Annotated in this window: 15 protein-coding genes and 1 tRNA gene; 13 read left to right on the forward strand and 3 right to left on the reverse strand. The window is 67.5% G+C overall.

Annotation, left to right across the window (positions count from 1 at the left end):
- Positions 1-8: 8 nt before the first annotated feature.
- The 12 genes from N792_RS02235 to N792_RS02290 all read left to right on the forward strand — a co-directional run bounded on the left by N792_RS02235 (position 9) and on the right by N792_RS02290 (position 10,661).
- A complete protein-coding gene (locus N792_RS02235; protein ID WP_036192089.1) occupies positions 9-1,928 on the forward strand; it encodes a potassium transporter Kup in 1,920 nt (639 codons plus the stop codon).
- 86 nt (positions 1,929-2,014) lie between these two features.
- A complete protein-coding gene (gene ruvB / locus N792_RS02240; protein ID WP_036192092.1) occupies positions 2,015-3,061 on the forward strand; it encodes a Holliday junction branch migration DNA helicase RuvB in 1,047 nt (348 codons plus the stop codon).
- 41 nt (positions 3,062-3,102) lie between these two features.
- Positions 3,103-3,519 carry a tol-pal system-associated acyl-CoA thioesterase gene (ybgC, locus tag N792_RS02245; RefSeq protein ID WP_052103269.1) on the forward strand — a complete coding sequence of 139 codons (417 nt, stop codon included), beginning with the start codon at positions 3,103-3,105 and terminating at the stop codon, positions 3,517-3,519.
- A 78-nt stretch (positions 3,520-3,597) separates the two neighbouring features.
- Positions 3,598-4,371, forward strand: coding sequence for a protein TolQ (gene tolQ / locus N792_RS02250; protein ID WP_036192097.1), 774 nt, complete (start codon positions 3,598-3,600; stop codon positions 4,369-4,371).
- Positions 4,372-4,469: 98 nt separating this feature from the next.
- Positions 4,470-4,910: a protein TolR gene (tolR, locus tag N792_RS02255; protein WP_036192100.1), complete on the forward strand. Its 441-nt coding sequence runs from the start codon at positions 4,470-4,472 to the stop codon at positions 4,908-4,910.
- Positions 4,907-5,899 carry a cell envelope integrity protein TolA gene (tolA, locus tag N792_RS02260; protein ID WP_036192103.1) on the forward strand — a complete coding sequence of 331 codons (993 nt, stop codon included), beginning with the start codon at positions 4,907-4,909 and terminating at the stop codon, positions 5,897-5,899. Before tolR ends, tolA begins: the two co-directional genes overlap by 4 nt.
- Positions 5,900-5,993: 94 nt before the next feature.
- Positions 5,994-7,328 carry a Tol-Pal system beta propeller repeat protein TolB gene (gene tolB / locus N792_RS02265; RefSeq protein WP_036192106.1) on the forward strand — a complete coding sequence of 445 codons (1,335 nt, stop codon included), beginning with the start codon at positions 5,994-5,996 and terminating at the stop codon, positions 7,326-7,328.
- A 284-nt stretch (positions 7,329-7,612) separates the two neighbouring features.
- Positions 7,613-8,125 (forward strand): peptidoglycan-associated lipoprotein Pal, encoded by a 513-nt coding sequence (pal, locus tag N792_RS02270; RefSeq protein ID WP_036192109.1) that lies wholly within the window; start codon positions 7,613-7,615, stop codon positions 8,123-8,125.
- A gap of 99 nt (positions 8,126-8,224) precedes the next feature.
- Positions 8,225-8,944: a tol-pal system protein YbgF gene (ybgF, locus tag N792_RS02275; RefSeq protein ID WP_224743938.1), complete on the forward strand. Its 720-nt coding sequence runs from the start codon at positions 8,225-8,227 to the stop codon at positions 8,942-8,944.
- A gap of 41 nt (positions 8,945-8,985) precedes the next feature.
- On the forward strand, positions 8,986-9,663 hold the full coding sequence (gene queE / locus N792_RS02280) for a 7-carboxy-7-deazaguanine synthase QueE (protein WP_036192112.1): 678 nt from the start codon (positions 8,986-8,988) through the stop codon (positions 9,661-9,663).
- Between the two features lie 167 nt (positions 9,664-9,830).
- A complete protein-coding gene (gene queC / locus N792_RS02285) occupies positions 9,831-10,505 on the forward strand; it encodes a 7-cyano-7-deazaguanine synthase QueC (protein WP_036192125.1) in 675 nt (224 codons plus the stop codon).
- Between the two features lie 80 nt (positions 10,506-10,585).
- Positions 10,586-10,661, forward strand: a tRNA-Lys gene (locus tag N792_RS02290).
- A gap of 156 nt (positions 10,662-10,817) precedes the next feature.
- On the opposite strand, the gene recQ is transcribed toward N792_RS02290, so the two are convergent.
- Together recQ and N792_RS02300 are read right to left on the reverse strand one after the other, a co-directional pair.
- The gene (gene recQ, locus N792_RS02295; RefSeq protein WP_036192128.1) at positions 10,818-12,644 is read right to left on the reverse strand and encodes a DNA helicase RecQ; all 1,827 of its coding nucleotides are present in this window, start codon (positions 12,642-12,644) and stop codon (positions 10,818-10,820) included.
- 609 nt (positions 12,645-13,253) lie between these two features.
- Positions 13,254-13,760: a Dps family protein gene (locus N792_RS02300; RefSeq protein ID WP_052103323.1), complete on the reverse strand. Its 507-nt coding sequence runs from the start codon at positions 13,758-13,760 to the stop codon at positions 13,254-13,256.
- A 161-nt stretch (positions 13,761-13,921) separates the two neighbouring features.
- Between N792_RS02300 and hrpA the strand changes: the two genes are divergently transcribed.
- Positions 13,922-18,112, forward strand: coding sequence for an ATP-dependent RNA helicase HrpA (gene hrpA, locus N792_RS02305; RefSeq protein ID WP_052103271.1), 4,191 nt, complete (start codon positions 13,922-13,924; stop codon positions 18,110-18,112).
- 24 nt (positions 18,113-18,136) lie between these two features.
- Here the strand turns inward: hrpA and N792_RS02310 are convergent, their stop codons facing one another.
- A complete protein-coding gene (locus N792_RS02310; protein ID WP_052103273.1) occupies positions 18,137-18,655 on the reverse strand; it encodes a hypothetical protein in 519 nt (172 codons plus the stop codon).
- Between the last annotated feature and the right edge of the window lie 146 nt (positions 18,656-18,801).

Genomic DNA, 18,801 nt, shown 5'->3' on the forward strand with positions numbered 1-18,801 from the left:
GTTTTTCAATGCCTTCATCCGTGCCCGAATCCCCGACCCACTCCTCCGCGCGCGACGGCCACGGCAAACCCGGCTTGGCCGCGCTGGTGGTGGGCGCGGTCGGCGTCGTGTTCGGCGACATCGGCACCAGCCCGCTGTATACGCTGAAGGAGGCCTTCAGTCCGCACTACGGCCTGGTGGCCAACCACGACACCGTGCTCGGCATCCTGTCGCTGGTGTTCTGGGCGCTGATGATGGTGGTCACGGTGAAGTACGTGTCGATCATCATCCGCGCCGACAACGACGGCGAGGGCGGCATCATGGCCTTGATGGCGCTGGCCCAGCGCACGCTGCCCAAGGGCGGCCGGTCGGTCTATGCGGTCGGCATCCTGGGGGTGTTCGGGGCGTCGCTGTTCTTTGGCGACAGCGTGATCACCCCGGCCATGACCGTGCTGTCGGCGATCGAGGGCCTGGAGGTCGGCGCGCCGCAGCTGCATGCGTGGGTGGTGCCGCTGACCATCGTGGTGCTGGTGGTGCTGTTTGCCAGCCAGCGTTTCGGCACCCACAAGGTGGGGCGGCTGTTCGGCCCGGTGATGGTGGTGTGGTTCGTCGCCCTGGCGGCGATCGGCCTGTCCAACATCGTCCAGGGCCCGGAAGTGCTGAAGGCACTGAGCCCCTGGTACGGCATGCGTTTCTTCATCGACCACGGCTGGGGCGGCATCTTCATCCTCGGCGCGGTGGTGCTGGCGGTGACCGGCGGCGAGGCGCTGTATGCCGACATGGGCCATTTCGGCGCCAAGCCCATCCGCCACGGCTGGTACTACTTCGTGCTGCCGGCGCTGATGCTCAATTACCTGGGGCAGGGCGCACTGGTGCTCGGCGATCCCAGCGCGGTGCGCAACCCGTTCTACCTGGCGGTGCCCGAATGGGGGCGCATGCCGATGATCGGGCTGGCCACCGCGGCGGCGGTGATCGCCTCGCAGGCGGTCATCACCGGGGCGTTCTCGGTGGCCCGCCAGGCCATCCAGCTGGGCTACATCCCGCGCATGGCGATCAAGCACACCTCGCGCGACACCATCGGCCAGATCTACATCCCATGGGTCAACTGGGCCCTGATGATCGCGGTGATCTCGCTGGTGCTGGCCTTCGGCAGCTCCACCGCGCTGGCGTCGGCCTACGGCGTGTCGGTGTCGGGCACGATGCTGATCGACACCCTGCTGCTGGCGCTGGTGGCCCGGGCGACCTGGCTGAAGGCGCGCAAGTGGGTGTTGCCGCTGTGCGTGGTGTTCCTGGTGATCGACATCGGCTTCCTGGTTGCCAACGGGGTCAAGTTCTTCGATGGCGCCTGGTTCCCGATCGTGCTCGGCCTGGCCGTATTCACCATGCTGCGCACCTGGCGCCGCGGCCGTGAGCTGCTGAATGCCGAGATCCGCAAGGAGGGCATCCAGCTCGACAGCTTCCTGCCCGGCCTGATGCTGGCGCCGCCGGTGCGGGTGCCGGGCACGGCGGTGTTCCTGACCGCGCAGCTTGGCCTGGTGCCGCACGCGCTGCTGCACAACCTCAAGCACAACAAGGTGCTGCACGAGCGCAATGTGTTCCTGACCGTGAAGACGCTGGAGGTGCCGCATGCGCCGGCGGACCAGCGTCTGAAGATCGATGCGATCGGCGATGACTTCTACCAGGTATCGATCCGGTTCGGCTTCATGGAGACCCCGGACGTACCGGTGGCGCTGATGCGCAGCTGCGACCAGGGCGGCATCTATTTCGATCCGATGGAAACCACCTACTTCGCCAGCCACGAAACCGTGGTGGCCAGCGCCCGCCGTGGGATGCCGGTGTGGCGGGACAAGCTGTTCGCCTTCATGCACCGCAATGCCGCACCGGCGACCAGCTTTTTCCGGATCCCCGGCAACCGGCTGGTGGAACTGGGCGCGCAGGTGGAGATCTAGGTCGGCCCGGTTCACGCCGCGTCGGATCACGCCCATCCGCCATGTCCGGGCTGCCGGCGTGCGGTGGCCCATGCGACCATAGCGCGATGAACGAGCGCATCATCGCGGCTGACGCGACCTTTGAAGACGACGCGGTGGAAGCGTCGATCCGGCCCAGGCGGCTGGACGAATACCTCGGCCAGGTACCGGTGCGCGAGCAGATGAAGATCTACATCGAGGCCGCCAAGGGCCGTGGCGAGGCGCTCGATCATGTGCTGATCTTCGGCCCGCCCGGGCTGGGCAAGACCACCCTGAGCCACGTCATCGCCAACGAGCTTGGGGTCGGCCTGCGCCAGACCTCCGGGCCGGTGATCGAGAAGGCCGGCGACCTGGCCGCGCTGCTGACCAACCTGCAGCCGTTTGATGTGCTGTTCGTCGACGAGATCCACCGCCTGTCGCCGGCGATCGAGGAAGTGCTGTATCCGGCGATGGAGGATTACCAGCTCGACATCATGATCGGCGAGGGTCCGGCCGCGCGCTCGATCAAGCTCGACCTGCCGCCGTTCACCCTGATTGGTGCGACCACCCGCGCGGGGTTGCTGACCGCGCCGCTGCGCGACCGGTTCGGCATCGTCCAGCGGCTGGAGTTCTACAGCGCCGAGGAGCTGACCCGGATCGTGCGCCGCTCGGCCAGCATCCTCGGCATCGCCTGCGCACCGGAAGGCGCGGCCGAGATCGCCCGGCGCTCGCGCGGCACCCCGCGTATCGCCAATCGCCTGCTGCGACGGGTGCGCGACTTCGCCCAGGTCCGCGCCGGCGGGGTCATCGACCTGGCTACCGCCAACGCGGCGATGGAGATGCTGAAGGTCGATCCGGAGGGTTTCGACGAGCTCGACCGCCGTCTGCTGCGCACCATCATCCAGTCCTTCGATGGCGGCCCGGTCGGGGTCGAGTCGCTGGCGGCCGCACTGAGCGAGGAACGCGGCACCCTGGAGGACGTGATCGAGCCCTACCTGATCCAGCAGGGCTACCTGATCCGCACCGCCCGCGGCCGGATGGCGTCGCCGAAAGCCTACCGGCACATCGGCCTGACGCCGCGCGGCACGACGGCCGAACTGCTCGATGCCGCGACGGGACCGGCCGGCGAAGACTGACCCGCGCCGCTCGCCCATCCTTGTCTCAGGAGCTTCCTGCTATGTCTTCGTTCAGCCTTCCGATCCGCATTTACTGGGAAGATACCGACGCTGGCGGGGTCGTCTACCACGCACAGTACGTCGCCTTCCTGGAGCGCGCACGCAGTGAGTGGATGCGCGAGCAGGGCTACGGGCAGGAACTGTTGCGGCGTGAGCACGGTCTGGTATTCGCCGTGCGGGCGATGCAGGTCGATTTCCTCAGGCCCGCGCGACTGGACGATGCGCTGGAGGTGGGTGTCGTCCTGCACGAGTGCCGCCGCGCCAGCGCGGTGTTCGTGCAGGAAGTCCGTTGCGGCGACGTGCTGCTGTTGACCGCGACGGTGCGCGTGGCGGCGTTGGATGCGGAAAATTTCCGGCCGCGTGCGATCCCGCAACCGTTGCTCGATGAACTCGTCGCGCTGCAGGCGACCACCAGCTGACCTCCCCGACACATTCCCGACTTTCAACCGACTTCCACGAACCATTCGCCCCGCACCACGGGCACCGGAGACCCTGGCATGACCCCATTGCTGAGCCTGATGCAGGCCGCCACCGTTGTTGAACCCCTGCCCGAGGACGTTGCTGCCAACGCCGTCCAGGGTCTGCCCGCCGCGGTGGCGGGCGATGGCGGTCTGGACCTGCTGCAACTGGTCCTGCATGCCTCGCTGCCGGTGCAGCTGGTGATGGTGCTGCTGCTGTTCGCGTCGATCGCCTCGTGGGTGATCATCTTCCGCAAGACCAAGGTGCTCAATCGCGCCGAACGCGAGGCGGAGACCTTCGAGGAGCGCTTCTGGTCCGGCACCGAACTGACCAAGCTGTACACCGGCGCGACCAGCCGCAACCGCGATACCGGCGGCATGGAGTCGATCTTCGAGGCCGGCTTCCGCGAGTATTCGCGCCAGCGCCGCGTCGCCGACGTGCGCATGCAGCTGGAAACCGCCCAGCGCGGCATGCGGGTCGCCACTGCGCGCGAGCTGGACGGCCTGGAGCGCAACCTGGAATTCCTCGCCAACGTCGGCTCGATCGCGCCGTATGTCGGCCTGTTCGGCACCGTGTGGGGAATCATGATTTCCTTCCAGGGCCTGGCGAATGTCACCGAGGCGACCATCGCCAGCGTCGCGCCGGGCATCTCCGAGGCGCTGATCGCCACCGCGATGGGCCTGTTCGCGGCGATCCCGGCGGTGTGGGCGTACAACCGGTTCGCGACCAAGGTCGAGCGCATCGCGGTGCGCTATGACGCCTTCTCCGAGGAGTTCTCCTCGATCCTCGAGCGCCAGGTTCCGCAGGAATGATCCGGCGCCGCGCGGCCGCTTGAGTGCCGTGCGATCCATCGGCCCCGTCGCCGAACCGGCCCGAATCGATCCCGCAACCTTCAATCCGGAAACACGCCATGTCCGCCTCCAACGGTCGTCGCCGCAAGCGCAAGCTCCAGGCCGAGATCAACGTCGTCCCCTACATCGACGTCATGCTGGTGCTGCTGATCATCTTCATGGTCACCGCACCGCTGATGAACCTGGGCGTCGACGTCGAGCTGCCCCGCTCCAACGCCAAGAGCATTTCCCAGAAGCAGGAGCCGGTGATCGTCTCCGTGGATGCCCAGGGCAACTACTTCCTGACCTTGCAGGGCGCGCCGCAGGAGGCGCTGGATGCCGGGCAGCTGTCGGCCAAGGTCGCCGCGTTCGTGCACAACAATCCGGATGTGCCGGTGTATGTGGCCGGTGACCGCACCGCCAACTACGAGGTCGTGCTGAATGCGATGGAGCTGCTGCAGGCCGCCAAGGTGCCGCGCGTGTCGCTGCTGACCAAGCCCGCGGAGACCGTGCGCAAGTGAGGGAAACCCGCGCCGATACCCAGCAGGCCATCCTGCTGGCGATTGCCCTGCATGTGGTGCTGTTTGCACTGATGTTCGCCGGCCTGTGGTGGACCCGGACGGCGGTGACCGTGTCGGCCGCCGGCGCGCCGGTGGAGGCCGAACTGGTCGACGCCAATGCGCTGTCGGCCTCGATGCGCAAGGTGCTCAGCGATCGCCCCGAGCCGGCGGCGCCGTTGCCGGAGCCGCAACCCGAGCCGGAGCCGGTCGAGGAGCCGGTGGCGCCACCCCCGCAGCCGTTGCCGGCACCGGTGCCCGAGGACGCGCCGACGCCGCCGCAGTCGAAACCGCAGGATTTCATCCCCAAACCCGACACCACCGAGCAGGCCGCAGTCGTGGCTACCCCGACGCCGACGCCATCGGACGAGCAGAAGCTGCAGGAGGAAAAACGCCGCCAGGCCCAGGTCGACCTGACCGAGCAGAAGCGTCAGGAGGAAGCGGAGCGCAAGCGCCGGCTCGCCCAGGAGGCGCAGGAAACCGCGGAACGTGAGCGCAAGCTGGCCGAAATCCAGCGCAAGCGCGCCGCCGCCGCGCGTGAAATCGAACTGGCGGAGCAGCGGCTCAAGCAGATCGCCGATGCGCGTGCCCTTGCCCAGGCCGGCCCCGCGTCGACTGCGGCTGGGGCGTCCAGCGCCAGCCCGCCGCCGGGAAACAACGGCACCGATACCGGGCTGGAAGCGCGTTACGCCGCCGCCCTGCAGGAAGCGATCCTGTCGAAATGGACCCGTCCCGAAACGGTGCCGGTGGGCGCGCGGTGCCGGCTGGTGATCAAGCAATTGCCGGGCGGCGAGGTGATGAGCGCGGAAGTTTCCTCCCCTTGCGCCTACGATGAACAGGGTCGACGCTCGATCGAGGCCGCCGTGCTCAAGGCGCAACCGCTGCCGTACGCCGGCTTTGAAAAGGTGTTCGTGCGCACCCTGACCCTGAATTTCGAGGCGCGCGACCGCTGACCGGTCCCGAGTCTCTACAATCCGCGTGTTCAGCTTTGAGAAAGCGTTCACACGGATGCTGTTACACCTTCAGCCTCTCCGCCAGGATCTACCAATGAACCGATTGACCCCGAGACTGGCCGCGTTGTTCGCGGTGCTGGCCTTCCTGATGATCGTCCCGCTCTCCGCGCTTGCCCAGCAACGCGGGCTGGAGCTGGACATCGTGGGCGGCAACGCATCGGCCCTGCCGATCGCGGTGGTGCCCATGCCGTACCAGGGCAATGGTGCCGCGCCGCAGACCGACATCGCCTCGGTCATCACCGCCGACCTCAACCGCTCCGGGCAGTTCCGCAGCCTGCGCGAATCCGACCTGATCGAGCGTCCCACCCGTGGCAGCGAGGTCAACTACCCGACCTGGCGTGCGCTCAACCAGGATTACCTGGTGGTGGGTCGGGTGACCGACGGCGGCAGCGGCAGTTACCGGGTCGAGTACGAACTGTTCGACGTTGCCACCCAGCAGCGCCTGCTGGGCTTTGCGATGACCGCGCGCAGCAACGCCATGCGCGATGTCGCCCACCAGATCGCCGACGCGATCTACGAGAAGATCCTCGGCGTGCCGGGCGCGTTCTATACCCGCATCGCCTACATCACCGCCAAGGGCGTCGGCTCCAGTGCCAGCTACGCGCTGATGGTGGCCGACTCGGACGGTTACAACCCGCAGACCGTGGTCAGCTCGCCCGAACCGCTGTTGTCACCGGCCTGGAGTCCGGACGGGAACAAGCTGGCGTACGTCAGTTTTGAAAGCGGCAATTCGGCGATCTACATCCAGAACATCAGCACCGGCAGCCGCGAGGTGGTATCCAAATTCCGCGGTATCAACGGCGCACCGGCGTTCTCGCCCGATGGCAGCAAGCTGGCCCTGACCCTGTCGCGCAGCGGCAACCCGGAAATCTACGTGATGGATCTGGGCAGCCGGGCATTGACCCAGCTCACCAACCATTTCGGCATCGATACCGAGCCGGAATGGAGTGCGGATGGGAGTTCGATCTATTTCACTTCCGACCGCGGCGGTGGACCGCAGATCTACCGGGTTTCCGCCGCCGGTGGCAGCGCCAGCCGGGCGACGTTCCAGGGCAGTTACAACGCCAGCGCCTCGGTGTCGAAGGATGGCAAGAAGATCGCCACGGCGCAGGGCGCGGGCAATACCTATCGCATCGCGATTATGGATTCGAGCCTCGGGTCGCCGCGGTGGAGCACGCTGTCGCCGGGTTCGTTGGATGAGTCCCCGAGCTTTGCACCCAATGGCGCGATGATCATCTATGCTGCCAGGGAAGGTACGCGTGGCGTGTTGTATGCCGTGTCGTCCGACGGCCGGGTACGCCAGCGTCTGGTCCTGGCCGATGGCGATGTCCGTGAACCGGCTTGGGGGCCATTCCGCACACCGCAGTGAAAGTCGTCCTGATCAGCCGACATTCTCCCGCGATGTGCTGCCCGTTTTCGGGTTTCCGGATTGGGTTTTCCGGGTTTCGTTCCGGATGATTTCCCCGGGTTGTTTGCCTGAACCGGCCGTTCGACCCGTTTTGTGCAAACAGCCAGCTTCAACCCGGTAGTTCCAGACCGGCCAGCCTAGAATCTGGCAGCCTCAAGCCCGGCGGCTTCAAACCCGGGTATTTTCGTACCATCAACGTTTCCCACCCACCGTTTTATCTGCACCGCCAAGACGAGGAAATGACTATGAACACCACCACACGTGTCCTGATTGCCGCACTGCTGTGTGCCGCGGCCATTGGTTGCTCCAAGAAGGTGAAGGAAGCGCCGCCGGTCGACAGCGGTGCCAGCGCTCCGGTCACCCAGCCGGCTCCAGCCACCTCGGGCGTGTACGGCCCCGGCGATCTGGACAGCGATGCCTGCCTGCGCCAGCGGGTGGTCTACTTCGACCTGGACCGTGACGCCCTGCGTCCGGAATTCCAGGCCCTGGTCGGCTGCCACGCCAAGTACCTGCGCGACCGTCCGACCTCGCGCATGACCCTGGAAGGCCACGCCGACGAGCGCGGCAGCCGCGAGTACAACCTGGGTCTCGGCGAGCGCCGCGGCAACTCGGTGTCCTCGGCGATCCAGGCCAACGGCGGCTCGGGCAGCCAGCAGACCGTGGTCAGCTACGGTGAAGAGCGCCCGGTGTGCACGGCGTCCAACGAGGACTGCTGGGCCAAGAACCGTCGCGTCGAGATCATCTACACCGAAAAGTAAGAAAGGCAATCCATGATGCGCAAATTGTCGATTGCAGTTGCGACATCGCTGGTTGCAGCGGCGGCCCTCGTGGCCGCCGCACCGGCCTTCGCCCAGCGAATGAGCCTGGCCGAACGGGTCGGTCTGCTGGAGCAGCAGGCGGGCAACAACCAGGCGACCGTCGACCTCCTGCGGCAGGTGAACCTGCTCAAGGAGGAAGTGACTTCGCTGCGGGCCCAGATCGAGGAACTCGGCCATGAGCAGGAGCAGCTCAAGGGCACCACGCGCGCCCAGTACCTGGATCTGGACGGTCGGATCAACCGGATCGAGGGCGATGGCACGCCGGATGGGCTGACTCCGGAACGCCCGGCAGCTCCGCCGACCGCGGTCAATGCCCCTGCAGACCGGGCCCCCAGTGTGTACGGCGATGCGGGCAAGCTGGCGCAAAGCGCCGATGAACGCAGCGCCTACGATGTCGCGTTCGATGCACTCAAGCGTGGCGACTACGCGGAGTCCGCACGTCTTTTCCACTCCTTCCTCGGCCATTACCCGGGCGGCGTCTATGCGCCCAACGCCTTGTACTGGCTGGGCGAGAGTTATTACGTCACCCAGAATTACCAGCTTGCCCTGGACCAGTTCCAGGCCTTGCTGCAGCGTTACCCGACCCACGACAAGGCCCCGGGCGCATTGCTCAAGGTCGGCCTGTCGCAGCAGGGGTTGAAGCAGGAAAATGCGGCCGAACGCACCCTGACCGAAGTCACCACGCGCTATCCGGGAACCGATGCGGCGCGCATCGCGACCGACCGCCTCGGTGCGATCCAGCTGGGTCGCCTGCAGTAGCGGCAGCGCCCGCCGGCCACCGGGTCGGCTAAAATATCGTGATGAACGTTGCACTCCCCGAGGCGGCCCCGTTGTCGCCCGATCGCCTGCGTCTGACCGAGATCTTCCTGTCGTTGCAGGGCGAGTCGCGCAGCATCGGCTGGCCGACGGTCTTCGTCCGCCTGACCGGCTGTCCGCTGCGCTGCCAGTACTGCGATACCGCCTACGCCTTCCACGGAGGCCAGTGGTGGGATGTCGACGGCATCCTGGCCGAGGTCGCCCGCCACGGTGCCCGCCATGTCTGTGTCACCGGCGGCGAGCCGCTCGCGCAGAAGCGCTGCATCGGCCTGCTCGAACGCCTGTGCGACGCGGGTTACGAGGTGTCGCTGGAGACTTCCGGCGCGCTCGACATCGGCGAGGTCGATCCGCGGGTATCGCGGGTGCTGGATATCAAGACGCCGGGCTCCGCCGAGGTCGCGCGCAATCTGTGGAGCAATATCGCGTTGCTGACCCCGCACGACCAGGTCAAGTTCGTGATCTGCTCGCGCGAGGACTACGACTGGGCGCGTGGAATCGTCGAGGAGCACCGCCTGACCGATCGTTGCGACGTGATGTTTTCCCCCAGCTTCAGCCAGATCCGTCCGCGGGAACTGGCCGACTGGATCATCGCTGACCACCTGCCGGTGCGCTTCCAGTTGCAGCTGCACAAGATCCTGTGGGATGACGAGCCCGGCCGCTGACCTCGGCGAAGTCAGGCCTGTTCCGCCCACAACTAGACGTGGCGGGTTACTCCCCAGAACGGCATCGCGGGGCGCTACACGGCCCGTCCCTCCGGCCTGCGTCGGATCGCGGCCCTTGATGCCGAGCCCGCGGCCCGTCCGCACTCCTCAAAAAAGTTGACCCGCTCATGAAAAACGCCGTCGTTCTCGTTTCCGGAGGCATGGATTCCGCCGTCGTCATCGCGATGGCGCGCGAGCAGGGCTTCGCCGTCCATGCGCTGAGCCTGGACTACGGCCAGCGCCATACCTCCGAGCTTGCGGCCGCCGACCGGGTCGCCAAGGCCCTCGGTGTGGTCGCGCACAAGACCGTCAGCGTGGACCTGCGCAGCATCGGAGGCTCCGCGTTGACCGACGAGATCGACGTCCCGCTCGACGAGGCCTCCGGTGCCGACGCGATCCCGGTGACCTACGTGCCGGCACGCAACACGATCATGCTGTCCGTCGCGCTGGGCTGGGCCGAAGTGCTGGGTGCGGCCGACCTGTTCTGCGGCGTCAACGCGGTGGATTACTCCGGCTATCCCGATTGCCGCCCCGAATTCATCGCGGCCTTCGAGAAGCTGGCGAACCTCGCCACCAAGGCCGGCGTGGAGGGCGCTGGCATCCGCGTGCACGCGCCGCTGCAATTCATGAGCAAGGCGGACATCGTGCGCGAAGGCCTGCGCCTGGGGGTGGACTTCGCCGACACCGTGTCCTGCTACAAAGCCGATGACGAAGGCCGCGCCTGCGGGCACTGCGACGCGTGCCGCCTGCGAGCCGAAGGCTTTGCCGGCGCGGGCATCCCGGACCCGACACGGTACGCATGACGCATCGTCCGTCACTGTTTCGCACGGGGCGGGGGACTTGCGTTAGAATTCACGCCCCCGGCGCAAGGCCGGGTGCGTGTGGGCCGTTAGCTCAGTCGGTAGAGCATCGGACTTTTAATCCGCTGGTCGATGGTTCGAATCCATCACGGCCCACCATCTCCGGCTTGCATTCGCGCTCGCTGTCGGAACTGCCTTGATCGCACGGCTGCACCCACGGCTTGTTCGCCTGATTGAAACTGTGCTGCCTCGATTTGCGTCCGCAGGTGCTCGATGGGGGCTGAAGTCTCACGCCGTCTTGTCGTGGCCGCGCGCTCACGCCACGTCGCAATCCAGCAACTGCTGCAGCACCGCTTCGCCGTAGCGCTCCAGCTTGCTGGCGCCGATGCCGGGAATCTGGCCGAGTTCGTCGAGGTCGCCCGGGTCGGATTCGGCGATCGCGCGCAGGGTCGCGTCGTGGAAGATCACGTAGGCGGGGACGTTCTGTTCGCGGGCCGTTTCCGCGCGCCAGCCGCGCAGGGCGCGGAAGCGGGCGGCTTCCTCCGGGGCCAGGTCGATCGGCGGCGGGGCGGAACCGTTGCGTTTGCGGGTGTTGGCCGGTTTGGGTGCATCGCGACGGAAGTGCAACTGGCGCTCGCCTCGCAACACCGGACCGGCGTCGCTGGTCAGGCGGAAGGCGCCATGGCGCTCGTGGTCGGCTTCCAGCAGGCCGGCGGCCACCAGCTGCCGGAACACGCTGCTCCACTGGCGCGCATCGAGGTTGTCGCCGATCGCCCAGGTGCTGAGCTTGTCGTGGCCGAACTGGACCACCCGGTCGGTGGGCGTGCCGCGCAATACGTCGATGACGTGGCCGGCACCGAAGCGCTGCCCGGTGCGATAGACGCAGGACAGCGCCTTGCGGGCGACCTCGGTGCCGTCCCAGCTTTCCGGCGGGTTCAGGCAGTTGTCGCAGTTGCCGCAGTTGCCGGGATGGCTTTCGGCGAACCATCCCAGCAGCGCCTGTCGGCGGCACCGGGTGGACTCACAATAGCCCAGCAGGGCGTCGAGCTTGCGCAGTTCCAGCCGTTTGCGCTCGTCGCTGGCCTCGCCCTGGTTGATCAGCATGCGCAGGTTGACCACGTCGCCCAGGCCGTAGTTGAGCCAGGCCTCGGCCGGCTCGCCATCGCGGCCGGCGCGACCGGTCTCCTGGTAGTAGCCCTCGATCGACTTGGGCAGGTCGACGTGGGCGACGAAGCGCACGTCGGGCTTGTCGATGCCCATGCCGAAAGCGATCGTGGCGACCATCACCACGCCGTCCTCCTGCAGGAAGCGGCGCTGGTTGGCGGCCCGCACTTCCGCCGGCATGCCGGCGTGGTAGGGCAGGGCGTTGATGCCGGCGGCCTGCAGCTGCTCGGCGGTCTTCTCGACCCGTTTGCGGGAAAACGCGTACACGATGCCGCTGTCGCCGCGATGGCCGGCAAGGAAGTCGAGCAGCGCGCGCTGGCCGCTGCCGTCCTTCTGGGCGACCCGGTAACGGATGTTGGGGCGGTCGAACGAACTGACGAACTGGCGTGCGTCTTCCAGCGCCAGCCGTTCGGCGATCTCGCGGCGGGTCGGCTCGTCGGCGGTGGCGGTCAACGCGATCCGCGGGATGTCGGGCCAGCGCTCGTGCAGGACGGTCAGTTCGCGGTATTCGCGGCGGAAGTCGTGGCCCCACTGGGAGACGCAGTGGGCTTCGTCGATGGCGAACAGGGCGATGCCCGGCCCCGCGTGGGCGCGGTCGATCAGATTCAGGCAGCGCGGGCTGAGCAGGCGTTCGGGGGCGACATAGAGCAGGTCGAGTTCGCCGGCCAGCAACCGTTGCTCGATGTCGCCGGCGGTGGCGGCATCCAGGGTCGAATTGAGGAAGGCGGCGCGCACGCCAAGCTGGTGCAGGGCTTCGACCTGGTCCTGCATCAGGGCGATCAGCGGCGAGACGACAATGCCGCAGCCTTTACGCAGCATGGCCGGCAGCTGATAGCACAGCGACTTGCCGCCGCCGGTGGGCATCAGTACGAGGGCATCGCCGCCGTTGACCACGCAGTCGATGATGGCGGCTTGTTCGCCGCGGAATTCGGGGTGTCCAAAGGTGGTGCGAAGCAGATCGAGTGCGGCGTTTTCCATCGCGCTAGGGTAACAAGCGGCGATCTCGGCGACCGGGCGGACGATGCGGTTTTGTTCACCGGGGTGCGTAGTGGCAGCGCAAGTCAAGTAGTAGCAACAGCGGGACGCCGGCTTCGGATTGAGCAGCGCCCTGGGCGGGATTGCTCCTCGGCTCGGTCGGCCATCCATGGCCGACTCGCCGCCGCGGGCATCCATGCCCGCTCTACGCAACACCCGTCCAGGACGCCACATCGGTCATTTACCGACATGGCGTTGCGGGGCTTTCCTTCGGCTACATGAGTAATCCGGATGTACCTGATCGGGTAACGGGCGGGCGCTGCTCGCGAAACTGGGCGCATTTCGCGGTCGGGGCGTTTCACGGGCTCAACCCGTTTTTGATTTTCCTTCGGCCGCTGGGAAGGTTTGGTGGCGCCTGCCGGGTGTCCCGATCACCAAGCGAATATCGTGGAGCGACTGATCGGGATGCCCGGCAGGCGCTGCCTGCGCAACAGCAAACAGCGGTCTTTGTTTCGGATCCAGAAAGAGTCGAACTCAGCCAGCCATCCATGGCCGGCTTTTCTCATTGGCCACCGGGCATCCACTGGCGCCTCGTCAGCCAAAGAGCTCCGGTTACTGCAACAACGAGCGCAGCATCCAGGCGTATTTCTCGTGGGTATGCAGGCGCTGGGTCAGCAGGTCGACGGTCGGGTCGTCGCTGGCGTCGTCGGCGGTCTCCAGCACGTTGCGCGCGGTGCGGCAGACGGCTTCGTTGCCGATGGTCAGCTGTCGCACCATCTCGTGCCAGTCGGGGACATCGGTGCGGCCGGCCTCCTCGGGGATGGACGACAGCTTGGTGAACTCCGCGTATGAGCCGGGGGCGTTGAAGCCCAGCGCGCGGATGCGCTCGGCGATCTCATCCAGCGCTGCCCATTGCTCGGTGTACTGGGTTTCGAACATCAGGTGCAGGCTGTTGAACATCGGCCCGGTGACGTTCCAGTGGAAGTTGTGGGTCTTCAGGTACAGCGTGAAGGCGTCGGCGAGAAAACGCGACAGGCCGTCGGCGATCTTCTTGCGATCGCCGGCGCCCATCCCGATATCGATGGCGGGGGCGCCGGCACCGGTGGAAACCGGCTTCATGCTCTTGCTGGACGTGTTCTTGCCGGAGGTGCTGCTCTTGGTCTTGCTTGCCTTTGCAGGCGCTGGCTTGGCCATGGTGCTCTCCTGTTCTGGAATGTTGCAGCGACAATAGGTCGCCGTGGGTTACCGCGTGAAACGCGTTGTTTGTCTTGAATGAGTCGATGAAGCCTACCAACCCCGTTGCCAAAGCCACGTTACGACCCGTTGACGCCTCGCGCATTGACCTGGAGCAGGCGCGTCGGGCGATCGACGGCGGATTAAGCCGGGATCGCGGCCGCCTGCACGGCTTGTGGTCGCGTTGGCGCGGCCGGCCGGGCGATGCGGATGCCCGGTCGGCATTCGAGCAGGCCCTGACAACGTCGGTGACCCGGCGCGAGGCGCGTGCCGCGAGCCTGCCGCAGGTGCCGGCGGATCCGTCGCTGCCGATCGCCAGCGAGGCCGAGCGCATCGTCGAACTGATCCGCCAGCATCCGGTGGTGGTGATCGCCGGCGAGACCGGTTCGGGCAAGACCACGCAATTGCCGAAACTGTGCCTGGCCGCCGGTCGCGGCGCCGCCGGCATGATCGGCTGCACCCAGCCGCGCCGGATCGCCGCGCGTGCGGTCGCCAAACGGGTCGCGGAGGAGCTGAACACCCCCTTGGGCGGATTGGTCGGCTACCAGGTCCGGTTCAACGAGAACGTCGGCGATTCGACCGCGATCAAGTTCATGACCGACGGCATCCTGCTGGCGGAGATCCAGTCCGACCGCTGGCTGTCGCGCTACGACACGATCCTGATCGACGAGGCGCACGAGCGCAGCCTCAACATCGATTTCCTGCTCGGCTACCTCAAACAGCTGCTGAAGAAACGTCCCGACCTGAAGGTCATAGTGACCTCGGCGACGATCGATACCGCACGCTTTTCCGGGCATTTCGACAACGCCCCGGTGGTGGACGTGGAGGGCCGCGGGCATCCGGTGTCGGTGCGCTACCGGCCGCTCGAAGGTGGCGGCGAGGACGACGACGGCGATGGCACGGCAGGCCGCGACGGCGAGCGTACGGTCAATGATGCGATCGTCGCCGCCTGCGACGAGATCGCGCGCGAGGACCCGCAGGGCGACGTGCTGATCTTCCTGCCCGGCGAGCGCGAGATCCGTGATGCGCACCAGGCGCTGGAGCGACGCAAGTACCGCCACACCGAAGTGCTGCCGCTGTATGCGCGGCTGTCGGTGCGCGACCAGGACCGGGTGTTCAACCCCGGCCCGCAGCGCCGCATCGTGCTGGCGACCAACGTCGCGGAAACCTCGCTGACGGTGCCGCGCATCCGCTACGTCGTCGATCCCGGTCTGGCGCGGATCAAGCGTTACAGCCCGCGCAGCAAGCTGGACCGGCTGCACATCGAGCCGGTCAGCCAGGCCAGCGCGAACCAGCGCAAGGGCCGCTGCGGGCGGGTGTCGGAGGGCACCTGCTACCGGCTGTACAGCGAGGCTGATTTCGACTCGCGGCCGGCGTATACCGATCCGGAAATCCGCCGCGCCGCGCTGGCCGGCGTGATCCTGCGGATGCTGTCGCTGGGTCTGGGCGATATCGAAAGTTTCCCGTTCCTGGAACCGCCCGACCCGCGCGCGATTGCTGATGGCTGGGCGCAACTGGCCGAGCTGGGCGCGGTCGAAGCTGCCGAGCAGGGTCAGCGCAAACTCACGGCGACCGGCCGCCTGATGGCGCGGATGCCGGTGGACGTCAAGCTGGCGCGGATGCTGGTGGCGGCCAACGCGCGCGGCTGCGTGCGCGAGATGCTCGCGATCGCCTCGTTCCTGGGCATCCAGGACCCGCGCGAGCGTCCCGCCGATCAGCGCGCCGCGGCCGACAACGCGCATGCGCAGTTCGTCGACTACCGCTCCGAGTTCGTCGGCATCCTGAAGTTGTGGGACGCCTACCAGACCGCGCACGAGGAGATGACCCAGTCGCAGCTGCGGCGCTGGTGCGAGAAGCACTTCCTCGGCTTCCTGCGCATGCGCGAATGGCGCGAGCTGCATCGCCAGCTCAAGCTGATGGCGGCCGACCTGGGCTGGGCCATGACGGCTGCGGAATCATCTACCGGAGAATCATCGCCCGCGACAGCAACCTCCCCGCGCAAACGCGGGTCTGTGACTGCTCGTCCCCCACGCGGGCGCAGGGCGGAGTCTGCGGCTGTTGCGGGCGTGGGCGAAGACGCGGGTCTGCGCCTTGACGCGACCGCCTACGCCAACCTCCACCGCGCGCTGCTCACCGGTTTGCCGACCCAGATCGGCCACCGCGTGCAGCCGGCCGACAGCAAGCCGCCTGCCGACAGGAAGGCGGGCGAGCGCAAGGCCGGAGACAGGAAGACCGGCGGCGGCTACGAAGGCCCACGCGGACGCCGCTTCCAGCTGTTTCCCGGCTCCTGGCTGATCCGCAAGCCGCCGCCGTGGGTGCTGTCGGCGACCCTGCTCGACACCGAAAAGGTGTGGGCGATGACCAATGCCGCGATCGAGCCGCAATGGGCGATCGACGAGCTCGGCCAACTGCTGGCGCGGCGCCACTACGACCCGCGCTGGTCGCGTTCGCAGGGCCGCGTGGTCGGCAGCGAGCAGATCAGCCTGTTCGGGCTGGTGCTGGCACCGAAGCGGCCGGTGCATTACGGCGGCCTGTATCCGGAAGAAAGCCGGGCGATCTTCGCCCGCGATGCGCTGGTGACCGGGGAGATCAACACCCGCAGCGGGTTCCTGCAGCGCAACCTGGCGATGCTCGACAAGGCGCGCGAGGAGGAAGCCAAGCAGCGCCGCGCCGGCCTGGTCGTCGACGAGGACTGGATGGCCGCCTGGTATCTGGAGCGGCTGCCACCGGATGTCCACAACGCGCAGGCGCTGGACGCCTGGTACGGCAAGTTGCCGGCGCCGCGGAAGGCCGCGCTGGAGTGGTCGCTGGACGATCTGCTGGTCGGCGACGAGACCGACGCCGCCCGCTTCCCGCCCGAGATCGCGTTGGGCGATGCGCGACTGGCGGTCAGCTACCGCTTCGAGCCCGGCGCACCCGATGACGGCATGACCGTATCGGTGCCGCTGCACCTGCTCAACGCGCTGGACCCGGTGCGGCTGGATTGGCTGGCGCCGGGCTTCGCGCAGGACAAGGCGATGGCCCTGATCCGCAGCCTGCCGAAGGCGCAGCGCCGCAATTTCGTTCCCGCACCGGACTTTGCGCGTGCGTTCCACGAGGCGCATCCCGGCCCCGAGGAAGCGCCGTTCGCCGAGGTACTGGCGCGCTTCCTGCAGCAGGTCACCGGTGCCGCGGTGGCGGCGGACGAGTTCGACGAATCCGCACTGGAGCCGCACCTGCGCGCCAACCTGCGTCTGCTGGATGCCCCGGGCCGTGACGGCAAGCGCAACGTGCTGGCCGAATCGCGCGACCTGGCCGAGTTGCGGACCCGCTTCGGTGAGCGCGCGGCACGGGCATTCGCGGCCCACGCCGCCGATGGCCTGGGCCAGCGCGGACTGCTGGCCTTCCCCGAGGAACCCATTCCGGCCAGCCTGCCCGGCGCAGCCGGCATGCCGGCGTATCCGGCCTTGCATGACGATGGCGACAGCGTGTCGTTGCAGGTGCATGCCGAACAAGAGACGGCCCGGCGCCACCATCCGCGCGGTGTGCGGCGGCTGCTGTGGCTGGCGCTGTCTGATGCGCGCAAGCAGGCGCGCAGGCAACTGCCGATCTCGCCGAAGACCGGCCTGCTGTACGCGGCGATCGAGTCGGCCGCGCCACGCGCGCAGGGCAGCCGCGATGGCGATCGCTTGCGCGCCGATCTGGTCGACGGCGCGTTCGCCGCGCTGGTGGCCGACGGGCTGGACGGGATCCGCGATGCCGCCGCGTTCGACGCGCGCCGTGAGGACGTGGCCAAACGGTTGTTCGCCGAATCCATGGAGCGCCTGCAGCAGGCCGAGGTCATCCTCGCCGCCGTGTCGCAGGCGCGCGCGAGTCTGGAATCGCCCTTGATGGGCTGGGCCAGCGCCAACCTGGACGACATGCGTGCGCAACTGGCGGCGCTGACCCCGCCGGGCTTCCTGCGCGACGTGCCGGCCACGGCCTTGCGCGACTATCCGCGCTACCTGAAGGCGCTGGCCCTGCGTGGCGAGCGCGCCCTGCGCGATCCCGTCCGTGACCAGGCCCGGATGCTGGAGTTGACACCCTTCATCGCCGCGCTCGCCCAGGCCGAGGCCAGCGGCGCCAGCGCCGAGCCCGGGTGGCAGGCGCTGCGCTGGGAGCTGGAGGAGTTGCGGGTGTCGCTGTTTGCCCAGGAACTGGGCTCGCGCGGCGTGTCGCCGAAGAAACTCGCCGCGCGTTTGTCGCAGTTGCGCCGGTAGCCGCCGGCGCAATCGATGCCTGCGCTACTTGACCCGCTGCACCTTGGCGCGGGTGTTGTAGCCCTCGATCTGCAGGTACCAGGTGCCCAGCAGGCCCGGCGCGATACGCACCTGCGGGCTGTCCATCTGCGCGCCGGACAACGTGGCATTGTCGGTCTGCTGCCAGATCTGGCCGTTGTCGAGGGTGTAGCTGCGACCTTTGGCAAAACCCGCGAACGTCCCCTGCAGGCGCCCGGTCACCGGCTCCTTGGAACCGGCACCGAAGAAGCCGCGATTCTCATGCTGAACCTTGTCCTCGGCCATCCGCGCCGCCTTGGCCGTCTCGGTGTCGAGGGTGCGGTTGAGCCAGGCGTTGAGGTTGGCCAGTTGCCCGGGTGTGAGCTGGTCCAGGCCGGCGTTGCGGAACTGCTCGGCGGTCATCTGCTGTTCGATCCGGTTCGCGTCCTGCGCCAGCGCGAACGGCGCCAGCAACAGTGCGCTGACGAGGATGAGCGGGCGAAAGCGGCGCGGGGTCTTGGCGGGCGCGTGGCTGGTCGAAGGCATGGGCTGTTCCTGCGGACGGTTGGTCGCTAGTGTAGACATTCCCCTGCGTCGAAATGAATTGCCCGCTGCGATGAGCCCGACTGCTTCCCCCGCTACGGCATCCGACGGTGCGCCGGCCGGCGGCACTGGGGTCGCGGCATCGCCCG

Source organism: Lysobacter concretionis Ko07 = DSM 16239 (genome assembly GCF_000768345.1).
Classification (GTDB): Bacteria; Pseudomonadota; Gammaproteobacteria; order Xanthomonadales; family Xanthomonadaceae; genus Novilysobacter; species Novilysobacter concretionis.